The sequence below is a fragment of the Amycolatopsis sp. lyj-346 genome (assembly GCF_046548975.1).
Taxonomy (GTDB): domain Bacteria; phylum Actinomycetota; class Actinomycetes; order Mycobacteriales; family Pseudonocardiaceae; genus Amycolatopsis.
In genome coordinates this window covers 74,298-97,568 of record NZ_JAJPWT010000015.1, presented here as the reverse complement: position 1 = coordinate 97,568, position 23,271 = coordinate 74,298, and the positions used below count along the sequence as shown (strand labels likewise).

3 protein-coding genes are annotated in these 23,271 nt (G+C 74.7%); 1 reads left to right on the top strand and 2 read right to left on the bottom strand.

Annotation, left to right across the window (positions count from 1 at the left end):
* Window positions 1-19 precede the first annotated feature (19 nt).
* Both ACLJQE_RS33935 and ACLJQE_RS33930 read right to left on the bottom strand, forming a co-directional pair.
* Window positions 20-13,717, bottom strand: coding sequence for a type I polyketide synthase (locus ACLJQE_RS33935; RefSeq protein ID WP_410643622.1), 13,698 nt, complete (start codon window positions 13,715-13,717; stop codon window positions 20-22).
* On the bottom strand, window positions 13,717-21,342 hold the full coding sequence (locus ACLJQE_RS33930) for a type I polyketide synthase (RefSeq protein ID WP_410643621.1): 7,626 nt from the start codon (window positions 21,340-21,342) through the stop codon (window positions 13,717-13,719). The genes ACLJQE_RS33935 and ACLJQE_RS33930 overlap by 1 nt, the downstream gene beginning before the upstream one ends.
* Window positions 21,343-22,482: 1,140 nt before the next feature.
* Between ACLJQE_RS33930 and ACLJQE_RS33925 the strand changes: the two genes are divergently transcribed.
* A complete protein-coding gene (locus ACLJQE_RS33925; RefSeq protein ID WP_410643620.1) occupies window positions 22,483-23,232 on the top strand; it encodes a hypothetical protein in 750 nt (249 codons plus the stop codon).
* The last annotated feature ends 39 nt before the right edge of the window (window positions 23,233-23,271 follow it).

Here is a 23,271-nt window from a genome sequence, read left to right as displayed (position 1 = left end):
GTCCTCCAGCGCCGGTTCGTCACGAGATCCCGAACTCCTTGCCGATCAGGTCGAACATCTCTTCGTCGGTGGCATCCGCCAGATTCGCGGCCACGGGCTCGTCCGGCTCGCCGGCCAAGCCGCGCAGCAGGTCCTGCAACCGGGCCGCCAGCCGGGCCCGGGCGGAGTCGTCGAGGGTGCCGCCGGTCACCACGGTGGCGAGCCGGTCCAGTTCGGCGAACGCCGTGCCGGCGTCGCCCGCCAGCTCGGCGACCAGTGCCGCGGCCAGTGCGGCGGGGGTCGGGTGGTCGAACACGAGGGTGGCCGGCAGCCGCAGCCCGGTGGCCGCGGCGAGCCGGTTGCGCAGCTCGACGGCGGTCAGGGAGTCGAACCCCAGCTCGGCGAAGGGCCGGTCGCCGGGCACGGCGGTGCGGTGCCCGAGCACCGCGCCCACCTGCGCCTGCACCAGGTCGCCGATCGCCGCCGCGCGCTCGGGGCCGGGCAGGCCGGCGAGGTCGACGGTCCGCCGGGCGGCACCACCACGAAGCTCGGGCAGGGCGTCGAGCAGCGGACTGGGCCGCGCGGAGGTGAAGTCCCCGGCGAAGCGCTCCCATTCGACGTCGGCGACCACGATCGCCGTCTCCCCGTGCTCGACGGCGTGGCGCAGCGCCGTGACGGCGAGGCCGGGGTCCATGCCCACCACGCCGTTGCGGGTGAGCCGCCCCCGCACCCCGGTTTCGGTGGCGAGCCCGGCCTCCGCCCAGGCGCCCCAGGCGATCGCCGTCGCCGGCCGCCCCTCGGCCCGGCGGAGCTCAGCCAGCGCGTCGAGGTGGGCGTTGGCGGCGGCGTAGTTGGCCTGCCCGGCACTGCCGACCACGCCCGCGAGCGAGGAGAACACCACGAACGCCGCCAGGTCCAGGTCGCGGGTCAGCTCGTGCAGGTTCACCGCGCCGTCGACCTTGGGCCGCATGACCGCGGCGAAGCGCTCCGGCGTCAGCGCGCCGAGCACGCCGTCGTCGAGCACCCCCGCGGCGTGGACCACCGCGGAGAGCGGGTGTTCGGCGGGCACGGCCGCAACGACTTCGGCGAGCGCCGCCCGGTCGGCGACGTCACACGCCGCGACGGTCACCTTCGCGCCGAGCGCGCGCAGTTCGTCCGGGAGGTCCCCGGCTCGGCCGCCGCGGCTGCACAGCACGATGTGGGGCGCGCCCTGCTCGGCAGCCATCCTGGCCACCCGCGCGCCGAGCGCGCCGGTGCCGCCGGTGATGAGCACGGAGCCCCGCAGCCAGTCCACGCCCGCACCGGTGACCGCGGCGAGCGGAGCCCGGACCAGCCGTCTGCCGAACGTGCCGGACGGCCGCAGCGCGACCTGGTCCTCGGTGCCCGCCAGGACCCCGGCCAAGCCGGCCACGCCGGCCGGGGCCGCGAGATCGACCAGCCCGCCCCACGTCTGCGGCTGTTCGAGCGCCACCACGCGGCCCAGCCCCCAGAGCGCCGCGGCCCCCGGGTCGACCCGCTCGCCCGGTGCGGCCGCGACCGCACCGGCCGTGGCGAACCAGAGCCTTGCGGGCGAACCGGTCGCCGCGTGCCGGTGCACCAGTGCCAGGGAGCCGGTGAGGGCGTCGGCGGCGAGGCCCAGCAGGGAAAGCACGCCGGTGACGTCGTCCGGGAGCGGGTCGCCGGGGCCGACGCGCTCGACTTCCGCACCTGCGGCGGCCAGCTCGTCGTCGAACGCCGCCGCCACGTCGGCGGGCAATCCCGGCGGCACCACGAGGGCCCAGCGCCCGCCGAGGACGGGCCGCGGGCGGGCGGCGATCGGGTGCCAGGCGACCTTGTACCGCCAGGATCCGACCGCCGACTCGGACTGCCTGCGCCGCCGCCACCGCGACAGCGCCGAGACCACCGCCTCGTCGACGGGAACGCCCAGGTGCTCGGTCAGCGCCGCGCCGTCCGCCCCTTCCACGAGGTCCCAGAACGCGGCGTCCCCGTCTGCTGCCTCCGGCGTGGGCGCGTCGAGCCAGTACCGCTCGCGCTCGAAGGCGTAGGCGGGCAGCGGAACGTGGCGTCCGGCCGGCAAGGACCAGTCGACCGGCAGGCCTCGCACGTGTGCCCCGGCGAGACCGCGCAGCGCGGCAGGTTGCCCGTCCTCGCCGCGACGCAGGCTCGCGACCACGGCGGTCGCGCCGATCTCTTCCAGCACGGGCAGCAGGACGGGGTGGGGACTGGTTTCGACGAACGTGTCCCGGCCGGCGGCCAGCAGCGCGCGGACGGCGGGTTCGAACCGGACGGTGTTGCGCAGGTTGTCGACCCAGTACGCGGCGTCCATCGGCCGGTCGAGTTCGGCACCGGTGACGGTGGAGTAGACCGGGATGCGGGGCGGGCGCGGGCGCACGGGTTCGAGCACGGCCAGCAGCCGGTCGCGCAGCGGTTCGACGTGCGCCGAGTGGGAGGCGTAGTCGACGGCGATCCGTTTCGCCCGGACGCCGTCCGCCTCGCACGCGGCCAGCAGTTCGTCGAGCGCATCGACGTCGCCGGAGACGACGACCGCGGCGGGCCCGTTCACCGCCGCCACCGCCAGACCGGGCCAGCGGGCGACCAACCGGGCGGCGGCCTCGGCGGACTGGGCGACCGAGACCATGCCGCCGGGCCCGGACAGGTGCTCGCCGATGAGCCGGCTGCGCACGGCGACGACCCGGGCGGCGTCCCGCAGGGACAGCGCGCCGGCGATCACCGCCGCCGCGATCTCACCCTGCGAATGCCCCACCACCGCAACCGGCTCCACCCCCACCGACATCCACCACCGAGCCAACGACACCATCACCGCCCACAACGCCGGCTGCACCACATCAACCCGCGCCAACGCCTCTTCGTCAGCAAGCACTTCGAACAAGTCCCACGACACGAACTCCGCCAACGCCTCCGCACACTCACCCATCGACGCCGCGAAAACCTCCGACACCTTCAGCAACCCCTGCCCCATCCCCACCCACTGCGAACCCTGCCCCGGAAACACGAACACCGGCTCAGCCGCGTGGGGCGCCACCCGGCCGGTGACGACCCCGGCGCCGGGCTCGCCGCGGAGGAGGGAGTCCAGTCCGGCGAGCAGGCCGGCCCGGTCGCCGAGCACGACGGCACGGTGTTCGAACGCCGGTTTGGCCAGGAGCGCGGCGGCGATGTCGCCGGTGCTCGCGCCGTCGGCGACGCCGGCCAGCCGCCCGGCCTGGCCGCGCAGGGCGCCCGGGGTGCGGGCCGACAGCACCCAGGGCACGAATCCGTCCGGAGCCGGTTCCGGTGCCGCGTCGGGCTCGGCCTGCTCGAGGATCAGGTGCGTGTTGGTGCCGCTGGCGCCGAACGACGACACCCCGGCCCGGCGAGGACGGCCCGTTTCCGGCCACTCCACCGATTCCGTCAGCAGCTCGACCCGGCCGGCCGTCCAGTCCACATGCGACGACGGCGCGTCCACGTGCAACGTCGCGGGCAACACGCCGTGGCGCATCGCCTCCACCATCTTGATCACCCCGGCCACCCCCGCGGCCGCCTGGGTGTGGCCGATGTTCGACTTCACCGAACCCAGCAGCAACGGCTGCTCCCGATCCTGCCCATACGTCGCCAGCAACGCCTGGGCCTCGATCGGATCACCCAGCCTCGTACCGGTCCCATGCGCCTCCACGGCGTCCACATCGGACGGTTCCAGCCCGGCAACCGCAAGAGCCTGACGAATCACCCGCTGCTGCGACGGACCGTTCGGCGCGGTCAGCCCGTTCGACGCGCCATCCTGATTCACCGCCGATCCCCGCACCACCGCCAGCACCCGATGTCCGTTCCGGCGGGCGTCCGACAGCCGCTCCAGCACCAGGACGCCGGCACCCTCGCCCCACCCGGTGCCGTCGGCAGCGTCCGCGAACGCCTTGCACCGGCCATCGGCGGCCAGGCCGCGCTGCCGCGAGAACTCGACGAACGTCTGCGGGGTGGCCATCACGGTGACACCGCCGGCCAGTGCGAGTGAACACTCCCCCGCCCGCAGCGCGCCCGCCGCCATGTGAACGGCCACCAGCGACGACGAGCACGCGGTGTCGACGGTGACCGCCGGACCTTCGAAACCGAAGGTGTAGGACACCCGGCCGGAGACGACGCTGCCGGCGTTCCCGTTGCCCACCAGTCCTTCCAGTTCCTCCGGCACGTGCGGGAGGCGGCCGGCGTAGTCGTGGTACATGTGCCCGGCGTAGACCCCGGTCGGGCTGCCGCGCAGGGCGGCCGGGTCGATCCCGGCCGACTCGACGGCCTCCCAGGAGACCTCCAGCAGCAGCCGCTGCTGCGGGTCCATCGCGGTGGCCTCGCGCGGGCTGATCCCGAAGAAGCCGGCGTCGAAGTCGGCCGCGTCGTAGAGGAAACCGCCTTCGCGGGTGTAGCTGGTGCCGAGGTGGCCGGGGTCCGGGTGGAACAGGTTCGCCAGGTCCCAGCCGCGGTCCGCGGGGAAGGCCCCGATGACGTCACCGCCGTCGGCCACCAGCCGCCACAGGTCTTCAGGCGAGGCGACGCCGCCCGGGAACCGGCAGGCCATGCCGACGATGGCGATCGGATCGCCGGTGACGGCGGCGGGCCGGGCCGGCTCGGCCGCGGGCCGGTCGCCGGCCAGGTGGGCGGCCAGTGCCGCGGGGGTCGGGTAGTCGAAGACCAGCGTCGCCGGGAGCCTCCGGTCGACGGCCGCGCCGAGCTGGTTGCGCAGCCGCAGCGCGGTGAGCGAATCCACGCCGAGGCGGGTGAACGGCGTGTCCGGCTCGACGTCGACGGCGTCGCCGTGCCCGAGCACGGCCGCGGTGAGGCCGCGCACCAGGTCCAGCAGCTCGCCGGGGGAACGGGTCGCGGCGTCCTGCGCGGCGACGGGCCGGGGCACGGCGGGTACCAGTTCGCGCAGCAGGGCGGGCACCGGCCCGGCCTGTCCGCGCAGCCCCGCCAGGTCGAGCCGCACGGGAACCGCCAGCGGCTCGCCCGCGGCGAGTGCGGCGTCGAACAGCCGCAGCCCGTCGTCCGCGGACAGCGGGGCGATCCCCAGCGCGGCCATGCGCCGCACGTCGGCGTCGGACAGGTGCACGGTCATGGCGCCGCGGTCGGCCCAGAACCCCCACGCCAGTGACAGCGCGGGCAACCCGGCCGCACGGCGCCGGGTCACGACGGCGTCGGCGTAGGCGTTGGCGGCCGCGTAGTTGCCCTGGCCCGCGGCGCCGAGCACCCCCGCGGCGGAGGAGAAGACGACGAAGGCCGCCAGGTCGCGATTCCGGGTCAGCTCGTCGAGCAGCTCGGCACCGGCGGCCTTGGGGCCGAAGACCCGCTCGAGGCGTTCCGGGGTGAGGGTTTCGAGCACGCCGTCGTCCAGCGCGCCCGCGGCGTGGATCACCGCGTCCAGCCGGGGGACGTCCGCGAGGACCGCGGCCATCGCGTCGCGGTCGGTCACGTCGGCGGCCACCGCCCGCACGGCGCACCCCAGCCCGGTCAGGCCGGCGTCACCACCGGTGCGGCTGACCAGGATCAGCTCCCGCACACCGTGCTCGGTGATCAGGTGCCGTCCGACGAGCCCGGCGAGCACGCCGCTGCCGCCGGTGATCAGCACCGTCCCGGTGAGCCGTCCGGCGCCGCCGGCCCGGGCGCGGCGCAACCTGGGCACGTGGACCCGGCCGTCGCGCACGACCACGTGCGGCTCGCCGTCCGGCAGCCCGGGGAGCGCGGCGCCGGGTTCGAGGTCGGCCAGGACGAGCCGGCCGGGGTGCTCGGACTGGGCGGAGCGCACCAGACCGCCCACGGCGGCGGCCACCGGGTCGGCCGGCTCGCCGCCGAACGCGGCCCCGCCGCGGGTGACCACCGCGAGGCACTCACCGGGACCGGCGAGCCACGCGCGGACCGCGTCCAGTGTCGCGGACAGCGCGGCCTGCGCGGAGCCGGCGGGCACCTCGAACGCAGGCACCTCGCCGCGGGGCGCCGGTTCGACCGGCACCCAGTGCGGCACGAGCATCGTGCCGCCGCCCACGGCTTTCCCCGGGGCACGCAGGGAAAGCGACTCCACGGAGGCGACCGGCCGGCCCGCGGCGTCGGTCAGCTCGACGGCCACGGAGTCGTCCCCCAGCGGGGTGAGGTGGACGCGCAGGCGCGTCGCCCCCGTGGCGTGCAGCGTGACGCCGGTCCACACGAAGGGCAGGCGGGGTGCGCCGGCGGTCGCGGCGAGCGGGTGCAGGGCGGCGTCGAACAGGGCCGGGTGCAGCCGGTAGCCGTCGGCTTCGGCGGGGTCGGGCAACGCGACCTCGGCGAACACCTCGTCCCCGCGGCGCCAGATCGCCTGGACGCCCCGGAAGGTGTCCCCGTAGCCGTAACCCGCGTCGGCGAGGCGGTCGTAGAGGTCTTCGACGGCTTCGGGCTCGGCGTCCGGCGGCCACGCGGTGACCTCGGCCGGGACCGGCGGGGCGGTGTCGAGCAGACCGCTCGCGTGCGTGGTCCACTCCTGACCGGCGGCTCTGGCGTGCACCTGGACCGTGCGGGGTCCGCCGTCACCGGCGGGACCGACGACGACCTGGACCGCGACCCCGCCGCTGTCGGGCAGGGCGAGCGGAGTCGTCAGGGCCAGCTCGCACACCCGGCCGCAGCCGACCTCGTCGCCCGCCCGCACCGCCAGTTCCAGGAACGCGGTCCCCGGGAAGAGCACCTGCCCGCCGACGACGTGCTCGGCCAGCCACGGGTGGGTGCCCACGGAGACGCGGCCGGTCAGCACGACACCGCCGTCGCCCGCCAGTTCGACGGTGGCGCCGAGCAGGGGGTGGCGGGCGCCGGACTGACCCGCGGTCTCGGGATCGGCCGCCGGGCGCGGGGCGCCGGGCCAGAACCGCTTGTGCTGGAAGGGATAGGTCGGCAGGCCGGTGCCGCTCCCGGTGGGCAGCTGCCAGTCGACCGGCACGCCGCGGACCTGGGCTTCGGCCAGGCGCAGTGCGGTGCTGCGCGCGTCGTCGGCACCCCGCCGCAGCGTGGGAACGGTGGCCGCGGCCGGGTCGATGTCCTCGATGGCGGGCAGGATGACGGGGTGGGGGCTCACCTCGACGAAGGTGCCGAGCCCGTCGGCGAGCAGGGTGCGGACAGCCGGTTCGAACCGGACGGTGTTGCGCAGGTTGTCGACCCAGTACCCCGCGTCCATCGGCCGGTCGAGGTCGGCGCCGGTGAGGGTGGAGCAGAGCCGCACCCGGGCGGGCTGCGGGCGCAGGTCGGCCAAGGCATCGGCCAGCACTTCGCGCACGGACTCGACATGCGCCGAATGCGAGGCGTAGTCCACGGCGATCCGCCGCGCTCGCACCCCTTCTCGGGCGCAGACGGCTTCGAGTGCGTCCAGGTCCGCCGAATCGCCGGAGACGACGACCGCGGCGGGCCCGTTGACCGCCGCCACCGCCAGGCCGGGCCAAGGGGCGAGCAGCCGTCCGGCTGCTTCCGCCGACAGCGACACCGAAAGCATCCCGCCGGGTCCCGAAAGGTGCTCGCCGATGAGCCGGCTGCGCACGGCCACCACCCGCGCCCCATCCCGCAGGGACAGCGCACCCGCAACCACCGCCGCCGCGATCTCACCCTGCGAATGCCCCACCACCGCAACCGGCTCCACCCCCGAGGCAATCCACCACCGAGCCAACGACACCATCACCGCCCACAACGCCGGCTGCACCACATCAACCCGCGCCAACGCCCCCGCATCACCCAACACCTCAAACAAATCCCACGACACGAACTCCGCCAACGCCTCCGCACACTCACCCATCGACGCCGCAAAAACCTCCGAGACCCCCAACAGGCCCAAACCCATCCCCACCCACTGCGAACCCTGCCCCGGAAACACGAACACCGGCTCAGCCGCATGAGGCACCACCCGGCCGGTGACCACGGCCGGGTGTGCCTCACCGCGGGCCAGCGCGGCCATGCCGGCGAGGAGCCCGGCATGGTCGTCGCCGACCACGACGGCACGGTGTTCGAACGCCGGGCGCGTCAGCAGCGCGGCGGCCGCGTCGACGGGTCCGCGGGTCGCGAAGTCGCCGGCGTAGCGGGCGGCCTGCGCACGCAACGCTTCGGCGGAGGCGGCGGAAAGCAGCCAGGGCACGAGCCGCCCGTCTTCGGCGGGTGGCGCGGAATCGGCCGGTTCCGGTTGCTCCAGCACGACGTGGGCGTTGGTGCCGCTGACCCCGAACGACGACACGCCGGCCCGGCGAGGACGGCCCGTTTCCGGCCACTCCACCGATTCCGTCAGCAGCTCGACCCGGCCGGCCGTCCAGTCCACATGCGACGACGGCGCGTCCACGTGCAACGTCGCGGGCAAAATCCCGTGCTGCATCGCCAGCACCATTTTCATGACGCCTGCGACACCCGCGGCCGCCTGGGTGTGGCCGATGTTCGACTTCACCGAACCCAGCAGCAACGGCTGCTCCCGATCCTGCCCATACGTCGCCAGCAACGCCTGGGCCTCGATCGGATCACCCAGCCTCGTACCGGTCCCATGCGCCTCCACGGCGTCCACATCGGACGGTTCCAGCCCGGCAACCGCAAGAGCCTGACGAATCACCCGCTGCTGCGACGGACCGTTCGGCGCGGTCAGCCCGTTCGACGCGCCATCCTGATTCACCGCCGATCCCCGCACCACCGCCAGCACCTGGTGACCGTTGCGGCGAGCGTCGGACAGGCGCTCCAGCACCAGGACGCCGGCACCTTCACCCCACCCGGTGCCGTCAGCCCCCTCCGCGAACGCCTTGCACCGGCCATCGGCGGACAGCCCCCGCTGCCGCGAAAACTCCACGAAGATCCGCGGCGTGGCCATCACGGTGACACCGCCCGCCAGAGCCAGCGAACACTCCCCCGTGCGCAGCGCGTTCGCCGCCATGTGCAACGCCACCAGGGACGACGAGCACGCGGTGTCGACGGTGACCGCCGGACCTTCGAAGCCGAAGGTGTAGGACACCCGGCCGGACAGCACGCTGGCGGCGCTGCCGATCAGGGCGGTGCCCTCCAGGTCGTCGCTCGCCGCGGCGGCCAGCGGGCCGTAGTCCTGGCCGTTGGAGCCGGCGAACACCCCGGTGCGGCTGCCGCGCAGCCCCGCCGGATCGAGGCCGGCCTGCTCCAGCGCCTCCCAGGTCGTCTCCAGCAGGAGACGTTGCTGGGGGTCGGTGGCCAGTGCTTCGCGCGGGCTGATCCCGAAGAACGCCGCGTCGAACCCGGTGGCGTCGGCCAGGAACGCGCCCCGGTCGGTGTAGGAGGTCCCGGCGTGGTCGGGGTCGGGGTGGAACAGGGCGCCCAGGTCCCAGCCGCGGTCGGCCGGGAATCCGGTCACCGCGTCGACGCCGTCGGCAACCACGCGCCAGAGGTCCGCGGGAGAGCCGATCCCGCCGGGGAAGCGGCAGGCCATCCCGACGATCGCGACCGGCTCGTCAACGGCGGTCACGGACCCGTCGCCGCGGTCGCCGCCCTGGTCGTCGCCGAGGTCGAGCAGGGCGGCCCGCAGGTACCCGGCGAGCGCGGCCGGCGTGGGGTGGTCGAACACGAGGGTGGCCGGCAGCGTGAGCCCGGTGGCGGCGTTGAGCTGGTTGCGCAGCTCGATCGAGGTGAGGGAGTCGAACCCGAGCCCGCTGAACGGCCGGTCCGCGGCGATCGCGCTCGCGTCGGTGTGCCCGAGCACCCGCGCGACCCGGGCCCGGACCAGTCCGTCGAGGACCCGGAGCTGTTCGGCCGGGGGCAACCCGGCCAGCCGCGCGGCCGCCGGCGTTTCCCGTTCGGGCGCCGGCACCAGCTCCTCGACCAGTGGGCTCGCCGGGTAGCGCGGCCAGTCGACGTCGGCGACGGTCACCGTTGTCTCGCCGACGCAGTCGCGCATCGCGAGCAGGGCGCGGTCGGGGTCCATCGGCACGAAACCGCGGCGCCGCAGGGCGGTGCGGACGTCGTCGCTCTCGGCCATGCCCGCGTCCGCCCAGGCGCCCCAGGCGATGGCCGTGGCCGGCAGCCCGGCGGCGCGCCGCCGCTGCGCCAGCGCGTCCAGGAAGGAGTTCGCCGCCGCGTAGGCGCCCTGTCCCGCGTTCCCGGTGACTCCGGCGATGGAGGAGAACAGGACGAAGGCGGCCGGTTCGTGGTCGCGGGTGAGTTCGTCCAGGACCAGCGCGGCGTCCGCCTTCGGCCGCAGTACCGCGGCCAGCCGTTCCGGCGTCAGTGCCTCGGCGAGGCCGTCGTCCAGGACCCCGGCGGCGTGCACCACGCCGGTCAGCGGGTGCTCGGCGGGCAGGGCGGCCAGTACCGCCGCCAAGGCGTCCCGGTCGGCGGCGTCGCAGGCGGCCACGGTGGCGCGCGGGCCGAGTTCCGCCAGCAGTTCCCGGGCGCCGGGGGTGTCCGTTCCTCGCCGGCTGAGCAGCACGAGGTGCCCGGCGCCTTCCCTGGCCGCCCAGCGCGCGACCCGGGCGCCCAGCGCGCCCGTGCCCCCGGTGATGAGGACGGTGCCGCGCAGCCAGTCCGAGTTCCCGCCCGCCGGCGGGGACGTCCGGGTCAGCCGCCGTTTGAGGATCCCGGTGCCGCGGACGGCCACTTCCGGCTCACCGCTGCCCAGGGCCGCGGCGAGCCCGCCGGTACCCGCGGCAGGCAGGTCGACGAGCCCGCCGGCGGTCGCCGGATCCTCCTGCGCGATGCTGCGGACCAGGCCCCACACCATCGCCGAGGCCGGGTCGGGCGCAGGATCGCCGGAATCGGCGGCGACCGCGCCCCGGGTCAGCCACCAGGTGCGCGCGGTGACCCCCGCGTCGCGGAGGGCCTGGGTCAGCACGAGACTGCGGAGGACCGGCCCGTGCGGCCCCCCGGTGACTCCGGGTTCGGCCAGTACCGCGTCGATCGCCGTGTCCGCCAGTGCTTCGGCGACGCGGCGGGCGACGGTGGCCCGGTCGGCGTCGTCCAGCGGAAGGCGGACGACTTCGGCACCCGCGCGGGCCAGCTCGCCGGCCACGTCCTCGCCGGCGGCCACCAGCCAGCGGCCGGAGAGCGCCGGTCCGGGCGGTGCGGCCGGCACCCAGGTGACGCGGTAAGTCCAGGCCGCGGCCGCGGCGGGTTCCGCGTCGAGCCAGTACCGCTGCCGGTCGAAGGCGTAGCCCGGCAGGTCGATCCGGCCGGCGCCGCGGGTCAGCGGTGACCAGTCGACGGCGGCGCCGAGTTCGTGCAGCCTGCCGAGCGCGGCGAGCGCGGTTTCCTCCTCGTCGCGGCCCTCGCGCAGCACCGGCACGGCGGGCCGGTCCGGCGACAGGCCCGAGAGCACGCCGGGACCCAGTTCGAGCAGCACGGCCGAGGCGGGCGCGGCGGCGAGCGCGTCCGCGAAGCGCACCGTGTCCCGGACGTTGCGGACCCAGTGGGCGGGATCGGCCAGGTCGGCGCCGGGCCCGCCGGTCACCGTCGACAGCACCGGGATCCGCGGCTCGGCGAAGGTCAGCGACGCGACCACGGCGGCGAACTCGTCGAGCATCGGGTCCATCAACGGCGAGTGGAACGCGTGCGAAACCCGCAGCCGCCGGGACCGGGCGAACCGGCCCGCGACCTCCTGCACGGCGGGCTCGGGCCCGGACACCACGACCGAACCGGGCGCGTTCACCGCCGCGATCGTCACCCCGTCCACCAGCCGGGCCGCCACTTCGGCTTCGGGGGCCGGGATGGCCACCATGGCGCCGCCGGGGGGCAGTTTCCCCATCAGAGACGCCCGCGCCGACACCAACCGACACGCATCCTCCAACGTCAAAACCCCCGCCACGTGCGCAGCGGCAATCTCCCCCACCGAATGCCCCACCACAAAATCCGGCCGAACCCCAAAAGACTCCACCAACCGGAACAACGCCACCTCAACCGCAAACAACGCCCGCTGCGCATGCTCCGCCCGCTCCAGCAACACCTCGTCCATACCCCACAGGACGTCCCGAACCCCCGGCAACAACCCCGCCACCGCATCAAACGCCGCCGCAAAAACCGGAAACCGACCAACCAAACCCCGCCCCATCCCCAACCGCTGCGCACCCTGACCGGGGAACAGCAGCCCGACGCCGGCCGGTGCGGCGACGGCCGCGTGCTCGCCCCGGGCGATCGCTTCGAGCCCGGCCAGCAGCTCGGCGCGGTCCGCGCCGGTGACCACGGCCCGGTGCCCGAACGCCGTGCGGGCCAGCAGGGAGGCGGCCACTTCGCGCGGGCCGGCGTCGGGACGGGCGGTGACGAACCCGGCGAGCCGCTCGGCCTGCTTGCGCAGCGCCGGCGGCGACTTCGCGGTCAGCACCCAGGGAACGACCCGCCCGGCGGGCGTTCCGGTGTCCTCGGTGTTTTCCGCGTCTTCGGGGGGTGCCTGCTCCAGGATCAGGTGTGCGTTGGTCCCGCTGATCCCGAACGACGACACCGCCGCCCGCCGCGGCCGGCCGGTCTCCGGCCAGGCGACCGCGCCGGTCAGCAGCTCCACGGCGCCGGCGGACCAGTCCACGTGCGGGGTCGGCTCGTCGACGTGCAGGGTCGGCGGCAGGGTGGCGCGCCGCAGCGCCTCCACCATCTTGATCACGCCGCCGACCCCGGCCGCGGCCTGGCTGTGCCCGATGTTGGACTTCAGCGACCCCAGCAGGAACGGGCGCGGGCGGTCCTGGCCGTAGGTGGCCAGGACGGCGTCGGCTTCGATCGGGTCGCCGAGGGTGGTGCCGGTGCCGTGGGCCTCCAGCGCGTCGACGTCGGCCGGGGTCAGGCCGGCGGCGTCGAGCGCCTGCCGGATGACCCGCCGCTGCGCGGGCCCGCTCGGCGCGGTGAGGCCGTTGGACGTGCCGTCCGAGTTGACCGCGCTGCCGCGGACCACCGCGAGCACCCGGTGCCCGTGGACGCGTGCGTCGGAAAGGCGTTCCAGCAGCAGCATTCCCGCGCCCTCCGACCACGCGGTGCCGTTCGCGGCGGCCGCGAACGACCGGCACCGGCCGTCCGGGGACAGGGCGCGCTGCCGGGCGAACTCGACGAAGGTCCGCGGGCCTGCCATCACGGTGACGCCTCCGGCGAGGGCGAGCGTGCTTTCCCCGCGCCGCAGCGATTGGCAGGCCAGGTGGAGCGCGACCAGCGACGACGAGCAGGCGGTGTCGACGGTGACGACCGGGCCCTCGAAGCCGAAGGTGTAGGCCACCCGGCCGGAGGCCACGCTGCCCATGCTGCCGCTGGCCAGGTAGCCCTCCAGCTCCGGCGGGATTTCCCGGATCCGGGCGGCGTAGTCGTCGTACATCACGCCGGTGAACACCGCCGTGCGGCTGCCGCGGACCGATTCGGGGTCGACGCCGGCGTGCTCGAACGCCTCCCACGTGGTTTCCAGCAGCAGCCGCTGCTGCGGATCGGTGGACAGCGCCTCGCGGGGGCTCATGCCGAAGAACCCGGGGTCGAAGTCCGCGGCGTTGTGCAGGAAACCGCTTTCCCGGCTGTAGCAGGTGCCGGGAGTCTCCGGATCGGGGTCGTACAGGCGGCCGAGGTCCCAGCCGCGGTCGGTGGGGAACGGGGTGATCGCGTCGATCCCGTCCCGCACGAGCGTCCAGAGCCCGCCGGGCGAGGCGACGTCGCCGGGGTAGCGGCACGCCATGCCGATGATCGCGATCGGCTCGGTGGCGCGGTCCTCGAGTTCGCGGCGGCGCCGTTCGGCCTCCTTGAGCCCGGCGGTGGCGCGCTTGAGGTATCCCCGCAGCTTGTCCTCGGTCGACTCGCCCATCACGCACCGAGCTCCTTGTCGATGTAGTCGAACAGGTCCTCGTCACTGGCCTCGGCCACGTCGTCGCCGACCGTGTCGTCGACCACGTGAACGGTGGTCTCGCAGCTGCGAAGCAGCGCCTTGAGCCGGGTGGCCAGCTCCGCCCGCCGCTCGTCGCCCGCCTCCGCCGTGGCCAGGAAGGCGCCGACCGCCGTCAGGTCGGGCAGCGCCGGTTCCGCCGCCCCCAGCTCGCCTTCCAGGTGCGCGACGAGGGCGGCGGGCGTGGGGTGGTCGAAGATCAGGGTCACCGGCAGCCGCAGCCCGGTGGCGTCGGCGAGCCGGTTGCGCAGCTCGACCGACGTGAGGGAGTCGAAGCCGAGGTCCCGGAAGGTCCGGGCGGGCTCGACGGCTCCCGCGTCGGGGTGGCCGAGCACCTCCGCGATCTGGGCGAGCACGATGTCCACCGCCGCGCCGGCCGGCTTCGGCCGGTGCTTCGGCGCGGCGCTCCCGAGGACCTCCGCCGTGCGCTCCAGCCGGGCGGGCACGACCACGGGCAGGCCGGTGGCCAGTGCGGCGTCGAACAGCCGCAGGCCGGCCGCCGGGGAGAGCCCGCTCATCCCCGCCCGGAACATGCGCCGCCGGTCGACGTCGCCGATCCCGCGCGTGATGCCGCCGGGCTGGTCCCACAGTCCCCACGCCAGCGCCTGCGCGGGCAGGCCGAGCGCCTGCCGGTGGCAGGCCAGTGCGTCGAGCGCGGAGTTCGCCGCGGCGTAGGCGGCCTGGCCGGGGCCGCCGATGATGCCCATGATCGAGGAGAACAGGACGAACGCGGTCAGGTCCCGGTCCGCGGTCAGCTCGTGCAGCACCCAGGCCGCGTCGATCTTGGGCCGCAGCACGGCGTCGAGCCGGTCCGGGGTCAGCGAACGGACCAGCCCGTCGTCGAGGACGCCCGCCGCGTGCACCACGGCCGTGAGGCCGGGCAGGCCGTCGAGCACCGCGGCCATCGCCGCCCGGTCGGCCGCGTCGGCCGCGATCGCGTGGACTTCGGCACCCAGCCCGGTCAGCTCCTCGATCAGTTCCGACGGGCAGCCGCGCCTGCCGACCAGCGCGAGCCGGGTCACTCCGTGTTCGGTGACCAGGTGCCGCGCGAGCAGGCCGCCCAACGCGCCGCCGGCCCCGGTGAGCAGCACGGTGCCACGCAGGACCACGGCGTCCGCGCCGGTGCCGAAGCGGGTCAGGCGAGGGACGAACGCCTCCCCGCGCCGCAGGACGATGCGGGGTTCTCCGGTGGCCACGGCGGCGGGCAGCGCGGCGTCCGACTCCGGCGTGCCGTCGACGTCGACGAGCACGAGGCGGTCCGGGTTCTCCGACTGCGCCGAGCGCGCCAGGCCCCACACGGCCGCGCCCGCGAGGTCGCGGGCGTCCGGGCCGGCACCGTCGCGGGTGCGCAGCACGACCGCGTCGCCGTCTTCATCCACAATGGACTGGATGGCGGCGAGGGCCCGGTGGGTCAGGTCCCGCACCCCCGCCGGCCCGGCCTCGCCCGCGGTCAGCTCGACCACCACCGGCGAGGTGGCGGCGACGCCGGGCAGGTCGATCTTCGTCCACTCCGGACGGTGGAGGGCGCCGCCGCCGAGGGCGTCCGCGGTGACCGGGCGCAGGGTCAGCGAGTCGGCCACCACGACCGGCCGGCCCTCGGGATCGGTGGCCGTGATGCCGATCGCGTCCGGTCCTTTCGGCGTCACGCGGACCCGAAGGGTCTTCGCGCCGGTGGAAAACAGCGTGACGCCCGCCCAGGCGAACGGCAGCCGGATCTCCCCCGGCGGCAGGGCCGGGTGCAGTGCCGCGTCGAACAGCGCCGGGTGCAGCGGGAACCCGGCGTCGTCGGGGACGGCGACCTCCGCGAAGACTTCGGCACCGTCGCGCCAGGCGGCCCGGACACCCCGGAACGCGGCCCCGTAGTGGTACCCGGTGCCGGCGAGCCGGTCATACAGCTCCTCGGGGTCGATCGCCACCGCCCCCCGCGGCGGCCAGGGGGTCTCGGCCACCGGTACCGGCTCGGCGGGCCGGACCGTGCCCGCCGCGTGCCGGGTCCAGCCCGCCGTCCCGCCGGAGTGCACGGCGAGGCGACGCCTGCCGTCCTCGTCCGGCGCGGACACGAGCACCTGCAGGTCGACGGGGTCCGGGCCGAGCTGAAGGGGTGCTTCGACGGTGAGTTCCTCGATCCGCCCGCAGGCGGCCGCTGTTCCGGCGAAGCAGGCGAGGTCCAGGAACGCGGTGCCGGGCAGCAGCACGGTTCCGGTGATGACGTGGTCGGCCAGCCAGGGCGACGAGCCCGTCGACACCCGCCCGGTGCAGACCAGCCCGCCGTCGGCGAGGGGCACGGTCGCCCGCAGCAGCGGGTGCTCCGCGGTCCGCACCCCGGCCGGCACCGAGCCGGCGCCGGCCAGCCAGTACCGGCGGCGCTGGAACGGGTATGTCGGCAGCTCCGCCAGGCGGCCGCCGGCCACGAACGGCGTCCAGTCCACCGGAGTGCCGTGGACGTACGCCTCGGCCAGCGAACGCGTCATCCGGCCGGGCTCACCCCGGCGCAGCGAGCCGACGACAGCGGCCTCCGCGCCCTCCGCCTCGGCGGTTTCCGCGACGGCGGTCGTGAGTGCCGGGTGTGGGCTCATCTCGGCGAACACGGTGGCCCCGGTCCCGAGCAGCACCCGGACGGCGTCGGCGAACCGGACCGGCTCACGCAGGTGGCGGCCCCAGTACTGCGGATCCAGGACCGGGCCCTCGACCGGCTCCCCGGTCAGCGTCGAGACCAGCGGGACGTCCGGGTGCCGCGGCCGGATCCCCTCGAGCGCGGCGACCAGCCGCGCGCGGACCGGTTCGACCTGGTGGGAGTGGAAGGCGTGCTCGGTCGGCAGGCGGCGGGCCCGCTCGTCCCGGTCGAGCAGTTCGGCCAGTGCGTCCAGGTCGCCGGAAACGACCGTGGCACGAGGGCTGTTGACCGCGGCGACGGTCAGCCTGCCCTCCCACCGGCCGAGGTCGGCGTCCGGCGGCACGAGGGCCATCCCGCCCTGCCCGGTCAGCTCCGCCAGCGCGGCGGCCCGCACGGCAACGACGCGGGCCGCGTCATCGAGCGACAGGGCGCCCGCGACGCAGGCGGCGGCGATCTCCCCCTGCGAATGCCCGACGACGGCGTCGGGTTCGACGCCGTGCGAACGCCACAGCTCGGCCAGGGACACCATGACTGCGAACAGGACGGGCTGGGCGACGTCGACCCGGGTGACGTCCGGCCCGGCGAGCACGTCCGGCAGCGACCAGCCGGTGTGCGGCCGCAACGCTTCCCCGCACCGCGCCATCGACTCGGCGAAGGCCGGCGATTCCCGCACGAGGTCCAGCACCGTCTCGGCGGACCACCGGGACCCCGCGCCGGGAAAGACGAACACGGTCCGGCCTTCGGGCGGCGCGGTACCCCGGACCACGTCGCCGCCCAGCACCACCGCCCGGTGCGGCCAGCTCGCCCGGGTCAGCAGGGTGGCGCCGACGTCGAGCGGATCGTGCTCGACGGTGGCCAGCCGCTGCAGCTGGGCGTCGACCGCGGCGCGCTCCCGCCCGGACACCACCCACGGCACGACCCGGCCGCCGCGCGGCGGCGGCCCCGGCTCGGCCGGGACGTGCTCCAGCACCACGTGGGCGTTGGTGCCGCTGATGCCGAAGGACGACACCGCCGACCGCCGCGGACGTCCGGTTTCCGGCCACGGCGCGGCTTGGGCCAGCGGGTGGACGGCGCCCTGGGCCCAGTCGACGTGCGGAGTCGGTTCGTCCAGGTGGAGGGTGCCCGGGACCCGGCCGTGCCGCATGGCCTCGACCAGCTTGATCAGGCCGCCGATCCCGGCGGCCGCCTGGGCGTGCCCGATGTTGGACTTCAGCGAGCCCAGCAGCAGCGGCTGCTCGCGGTCCTGCCCGTAGGTGGCCAGGATGGCCCGCGCCTCGATCGGGTCGCCCAGCCGCGTACCGGTGCCGTGCGCCTCGACGACGTCCACTTCGGACGGACGGAGCCCGGCGGCGGCCAGTGCCGCGCGGATGACCCGCTGCTGCGCGGACCCGTTGGGGGCCGTCAGGCCGTTGGACGCGCCGTCGGAGTTGACCGCGCTGCCGCGGATCACCGCGAGCACCGGGTGCCCGTGGCGGCGGGCGTCGGACAGGCGCTCGAGCAGGACCAGGCCCGCGCCCTCGGCCCAGGCGGTGCCGTCGGCGGCCGCCGAGAACGGCTTGCAGCGCCCGTCCGCGGCGAGCCCGCCCTGACGGGCGAACTCGACGAACATGCCGGGCGAGGACATCACCGTCACCCCGCCCGCCACCGCGAGCGTGCACTCACCTCGCCGGAGTTCCCCGGCCGCGGTGTGCACGGCGACCAGGGACGACGAACAAGCCGTGTCGATGGTCATCGCCGGGCCTTCCAGCCCGTAGGTGTAGGCGAGCCTGCCGGACGCGACGCTCGGCGTGGTGCCGGTGAGCAGGTGGCCCTCGGCCGCCGAACCGGGATCGGCCATCCGGCCGCCGTACTCCTGGGCGGTGGCCCCGACGTACACGCCCGTCCGGGTGCCGCGCAGCCCGGCCGGGTCGAGGCCGGCGCGCTCGAACAGTTCCCAGGAGGTTTCCAGGAGCAGCCGCTGCTGGGGCTCCATGGCCGTGGCTTCGCGGGGTGGGATGCCGAAGAAGCCGGCGTCGAACTGGGCGACGCCGGAGAGGAAGCCGCCGCGGGCGGGCAGGTCCCAGCCCCGGTCGGCGGGCACCGCCCCGGTCGCGTCGAGCCCGGCTTCGACCAGCCGCCAGAGCTCGGCCGGAGAGGAGACACCGCCGGGAAAGCGGCAGGCCGCCGCCACGATCGCGATGGGCTCCTCGGCCGTGGTCCGCGCGGGTGCCTCCTCGCCGGCACCGGTGTCCGGGTCGAGGTGGCGGGCGAGCAGTGCCGGGGTCGGGTGGTCGAACAGGAGGGTCGGCGGCAACGCCCGGCCGGTCGCGGCGGCCAGTGCGTCACGCAGGGCGACCGAAGCCAGGGAGTCCAGCCCGAGGTCGTGGAAGGTGGTACCCGGGTCGACGGGGTCACCGTGGCCGAGGACGGCGGCCGTGTGCGCCCGGACCAGGGCGAGGGTGTCGGGCTGGTCCGCCGCGGGCGCGGGGGAAGCCTGGGCGTCGAACCAGTGGCGTTCGCGCTGGAACGGGTACTTCGGCAGGTCGACGCGGCGGCCCCCGGGCAGGAGCGGCGTCCAGTCGACGGGGGTGCCGCGAACGTGCACGCGGGCCAGCGCGCCGGCGAGGGTTTCGGCTTCGTCGTGGCCGGCGCGCAGCAGCGGGACGATGGCGGCTTCGCGGGCGAGCGCGCTCAGCACGGCGTCGGGACCCAGTTCCAGGCAGGTCTTCACGCCGGCGGCGTCCAGCGCCGCGAGGCCGTCGGCGAACCGAACGGTCTCCCGGACATTGCGGACCCAGTAGCCCGGGTCGGCGACGTTTTCGATCGCGCCGGTCACCGCGGCGACGACCGGGATCCGCGGCGGGTGGTAGGTCAGGCTGCCGGCCACCTCGGCGAACTCCGCGAGCAGCGGGTCCAGGTGCGCGGAGTGGAAGGCGTGCCCGACCCGCAGCCGCTTGTGGCGCCAGCGCGCGGCGAGACGCAGGACTTCGTCCTCGTCCCCGGAGACGACCACCGAGTCCGGCCCGTTGACCGCCGCGATGGCCGCGTTTCCCAGATGGGCCCGGACTTCGGCTTCCGAGGCGCGGACGGCGACCATCGCCCCGCGGGGCAGCCGGCGCAGGAGTGCACCGCGGGCCTCGACGAGCCGGCACGCGTCCGCGAGGGACAGCACCCCGGCGACGCGGGCCGCGGCCAGTTCCCCGATGGAGTGGCCGAGCAGGTGGCCGGGACGCACGCCGAAGTGGCCGAGCAGGCGAGCGAGGGCGACCTCGACGACGAACAACCCGGCCTGGGTGAGATCGGTGCGATCGAGGTGTGTGCCGGCGAAGACGGCATCGCGCACCGGAATCGTGAAGGCGGCGCAGACCTCGTCGAACGCCTCGGCGTAGGCGGGAAACGCGGCATAGAGGGCACTGCCCATGCCGGCTCGCTGCGCCCCCTGCCCCGTGAACAAGAAGGCGAGCCCGCCCGGCACCACGGATCCGGTGACGGCCGGCTCGTTCGCGGCCACGGCGCGCAGGCCCGCGCGTCCGAACACCACGGCCCGGTGCCCGAGCGCGGTGCGGGCAGTGGCCAGTTCGCAACCCACGTCGACCGGATCGAGGTCACCGACCACGGTCTCGAGGGCGGCGGCCTGCGCGCGCAGCGCCCGCGGGGAGCCGGCCGACAGCACCCATGGCGTGGGGAGACCGCCGGGCGCGCTGGTCACGGCGGTCCGCGACGGCGCTGCCGTCGGTGGCGGTTCGGTGAGGACGAGGTGGCAATTGGCGCCGCCCATGCCGAAGCCGGAGACGCCGGCGATCAGCGTCCGGTCCGGCCGCGGCCACGCCGTGCGGGTGGTGATGACGCGGAGGTTGCCCTCCTCGAAGGGGATTTCGGGGTGTGGGTGCTCAAAGTTCAGGCTCGGCGGAAGTTCCCGGTGCGCCAGGGCCAACGCGGTCTTGAGTACGCCGACGATGCCCGCAGCGCCTTCGAGGTGACCGACGTTGGTCTTCGCCGAGCCGAGCAGCAAGGGTGTCTCGCGGCCCCGGCCCAGGACCTCGGCCAGTGCGGCGGCTTCGACCGGGTCACCGGCGCGGGTACCGGTGCCGTGCACCTCGACGTACTGCGGGACGGTGGCGTCCTCTGGCGGGTACGCCTCGCGCAGCAGGCGTACCTGGCCCGCCCGGTCCGGCACCACCAGCTCCCGGCGCGGACCGTCGGCGGCCACGACGCTGCGGCTGATCACGCAATGCACGCGGTCGCCGTCCGCGATCGCCCGCTCGAGCGGCTTGACCACGATCACGCCACCGCCTTCGCCGCGAACGTAACCGTTGGCACGGGCGTCGAACGGAGCGCACCGACCGTCCGGGGACAGCGCGCCGAAGCGAGCGGTGGCCTCGGCAGTGGATTCCGCCAGCATCAGGCTCACACCGCCGGCGAACGCGATTTCACACCGGCCCGAGCGGAGCGCCTCGGCGGCGAGGTGCACGGCGACCAGCGACGACGACTGGCCGGTGTCGACCACCATGCTCGGTCCCGTGAGACCGAAGAAGTGGGACACCCGATTGGCGACCATGGCCCGGCTGGTGCCGGTGAGGGTGTGTTCCGTGGCTGCGGCGCCCTGCTCCCGCATGAGCGTGGCGTAGTCCCCCGCCGTCACGCCGAAATAGACCCCGCCAGGCGCGCTTCGGACCCGGCCGGCGGAGATTCCGGCGTCTTCCAGTGCTTCCCAGCTGAGCTCGAGCATCAGCCGCTGCTGCGGGTCGAGCACTGCGGCCGCGCGTGCGGAGATACCGAAGAATGGAGCGTCGAAACCCATTACGTCGTCGAGGAAACCGCCGGGCCGTGCCCACTGCCAGCCCCGTCCCGGCGGGGTCTCCCCCACCGCGGACCGGCCCTCGCGCAACAGCCGCCAGAATGCCGCGGGATCGGCCGCCCCCGGCAGCCGGCAGGCCATTCCCACTACCGCCACCGCATCGTTTCCCCGCACAGCGAATTCCCCTCGTTCTCAACTTGCGTCGAGATTTCCCTACCCTGCTCGCAGCGTACGAACGTGCTCACGTAACGGTCATCTTCTCCTGTGCCCCCAACTTGGACCGTGAATTTCTCACGGGTGGTGCTACCCCGTCTGCGCAGCGCGGTGCGGCAGGTGCCGGAAAGAGGGCGACGTCTCGCCATGCCGCGCGCCCGTTCCGCCGCAGAACGTCCGGTTCGCCGCGTTTGTACCCCGGAGACCTCGCCGATTCGTGCGGCCGTGCACGCCTTGAACCTGACCACGTTGCCCCAGCCCGCGTAGTTGCCGGCCGCGCGCACCAAGAGCTTCGCACTCGCCGGCCGAGCCGAGGCCGGAGCGCGAATCGCCGAATTCTTCAGTTGACCTCATGCCAACGACGCATGCGCCGCCGGCCGCGTCGGACAGCGTTGTGGACGAGAAATGCGCACGCCCGGCCAGGCCCCGATCGGTCGGGCTCCCGGCCGTCTTACGCAACTACGCAGGTCTGCAGCGGATGTGGTGAAAGTGGACTCATCAGGATCCAGCGGTCGCTCGGCGGCGCCGCAGCACCGGCCGTCGCGTTGTCACTCTGCCCGGACAGCGCTACCGCGATCACTCGCGATCCGGCGGTCACGGCCAGAGTCACCAGCAAGAGTTCGGCCGACGGCCGGAACGGCGGCACCCCGTCGGCCGGCACTTCCGCGAGCGAACCGCCGACCAGCCGTTTCGGTACCCGCAGACGCGGAAAGGCTGCCGGTCAACTGCAGGATGCAGCGGCCGGTTCGGCTGCATCAGATCTGTCTCCGCGGTATAGCGCGCACCTCAGCATCTCCGGCTGGGTCATCAAGTCCAAGAGGTACAGGTATCCCAGGAATCCGATGTCATGGGGCACGTCGCCGTCGTGATGCGCCAAGAGTGCGTTCGTCACGCCGATGCGGGTGCGCCTCGTTCGTCCCGAAACCGTTGTTCACAACATCGATCTCGTCCGCGCCGAACTGCCGAGCGAGGTAGAACCCGTCTTGCACCTTGCGCAAAGCTGTGACCGGACGTTCAGCGCCAGGAAGCAGAACCTCCGCTGCCTCCGAAGGAACCACCGCACGCAGCCGCTCGAATGTGCCGGTGGCGAACTGCAGCGAACGCGAGCTGTCCTTCCTGCTCGCCGACCGCTACGAAGCGCTGCTGACCGCGGCCGGCTACCAGCACCACCCCATCGCCGGGCCACCCGCCGACGCTGCTGCGGACCCGCTGCTGCGGCACTGGAAACGCGCCGACCACCCCAGCGCGCTCGACAACGCGCGCCGCGCGGTGTTCACCACCTGCCTGGACCTGGCCTCGCTCCGCAAGGTCATGCACCACCGGCTGATCCGCGACCAGGACGTGGAGCAGCGGCGAGCGCTGTTCACCAGCGCGATCATCGACTTCGCCGACGAGAACGCCGGTCCCCCGCAGATGCTGCTCGCCGCGCTCGAGCACTGCTGGAACACCTACCTCGCCCACGGCCGCCGGCGGTTCCAGGAGCGAGGCGAGAAGGTGATCGTGGCGCCCGAGCTCGCCTCCGGCTACGCGGTCCCCGACCTGGTCATCGGGCGGACCCTCATCGACGTCAAGCTGGCCGTCGAGCGGCTCGTAGTCACCGGTCGGCGATGTGAGCGTCGTCGAGTTGGGACAACGGAATGTCCCGCGGGTCCTCCCAGCCGTCCGGAACCAGAGCCGTGCCGAGAAGTACTTCGCGATCGTTCCCGGCAGCCAGAACCGCTGGTAGCCGCCCAGCCCGCGCGGAGCAGGGATCTCCAGCACCGTCAGGCTCGACTGCTCGGTCAGTCACATCCCGGTGCGGACCATCAGATCCGCGTAGGTCGCGTTTCGTGACGCCCACCGGCCCCGAAATCGGGTGTCCGGCACCCCGTT

Excerpts from the sequence above, each read along its gene's own strand:
- ACLJQE_RS33935 (WP_410643622.1), bottom strand. The coding sequence starts at position 13,717 with ATGGGCGAGTCGACCGAGGACAAGCTGCGGGGATACCTCAAGCGCGCC.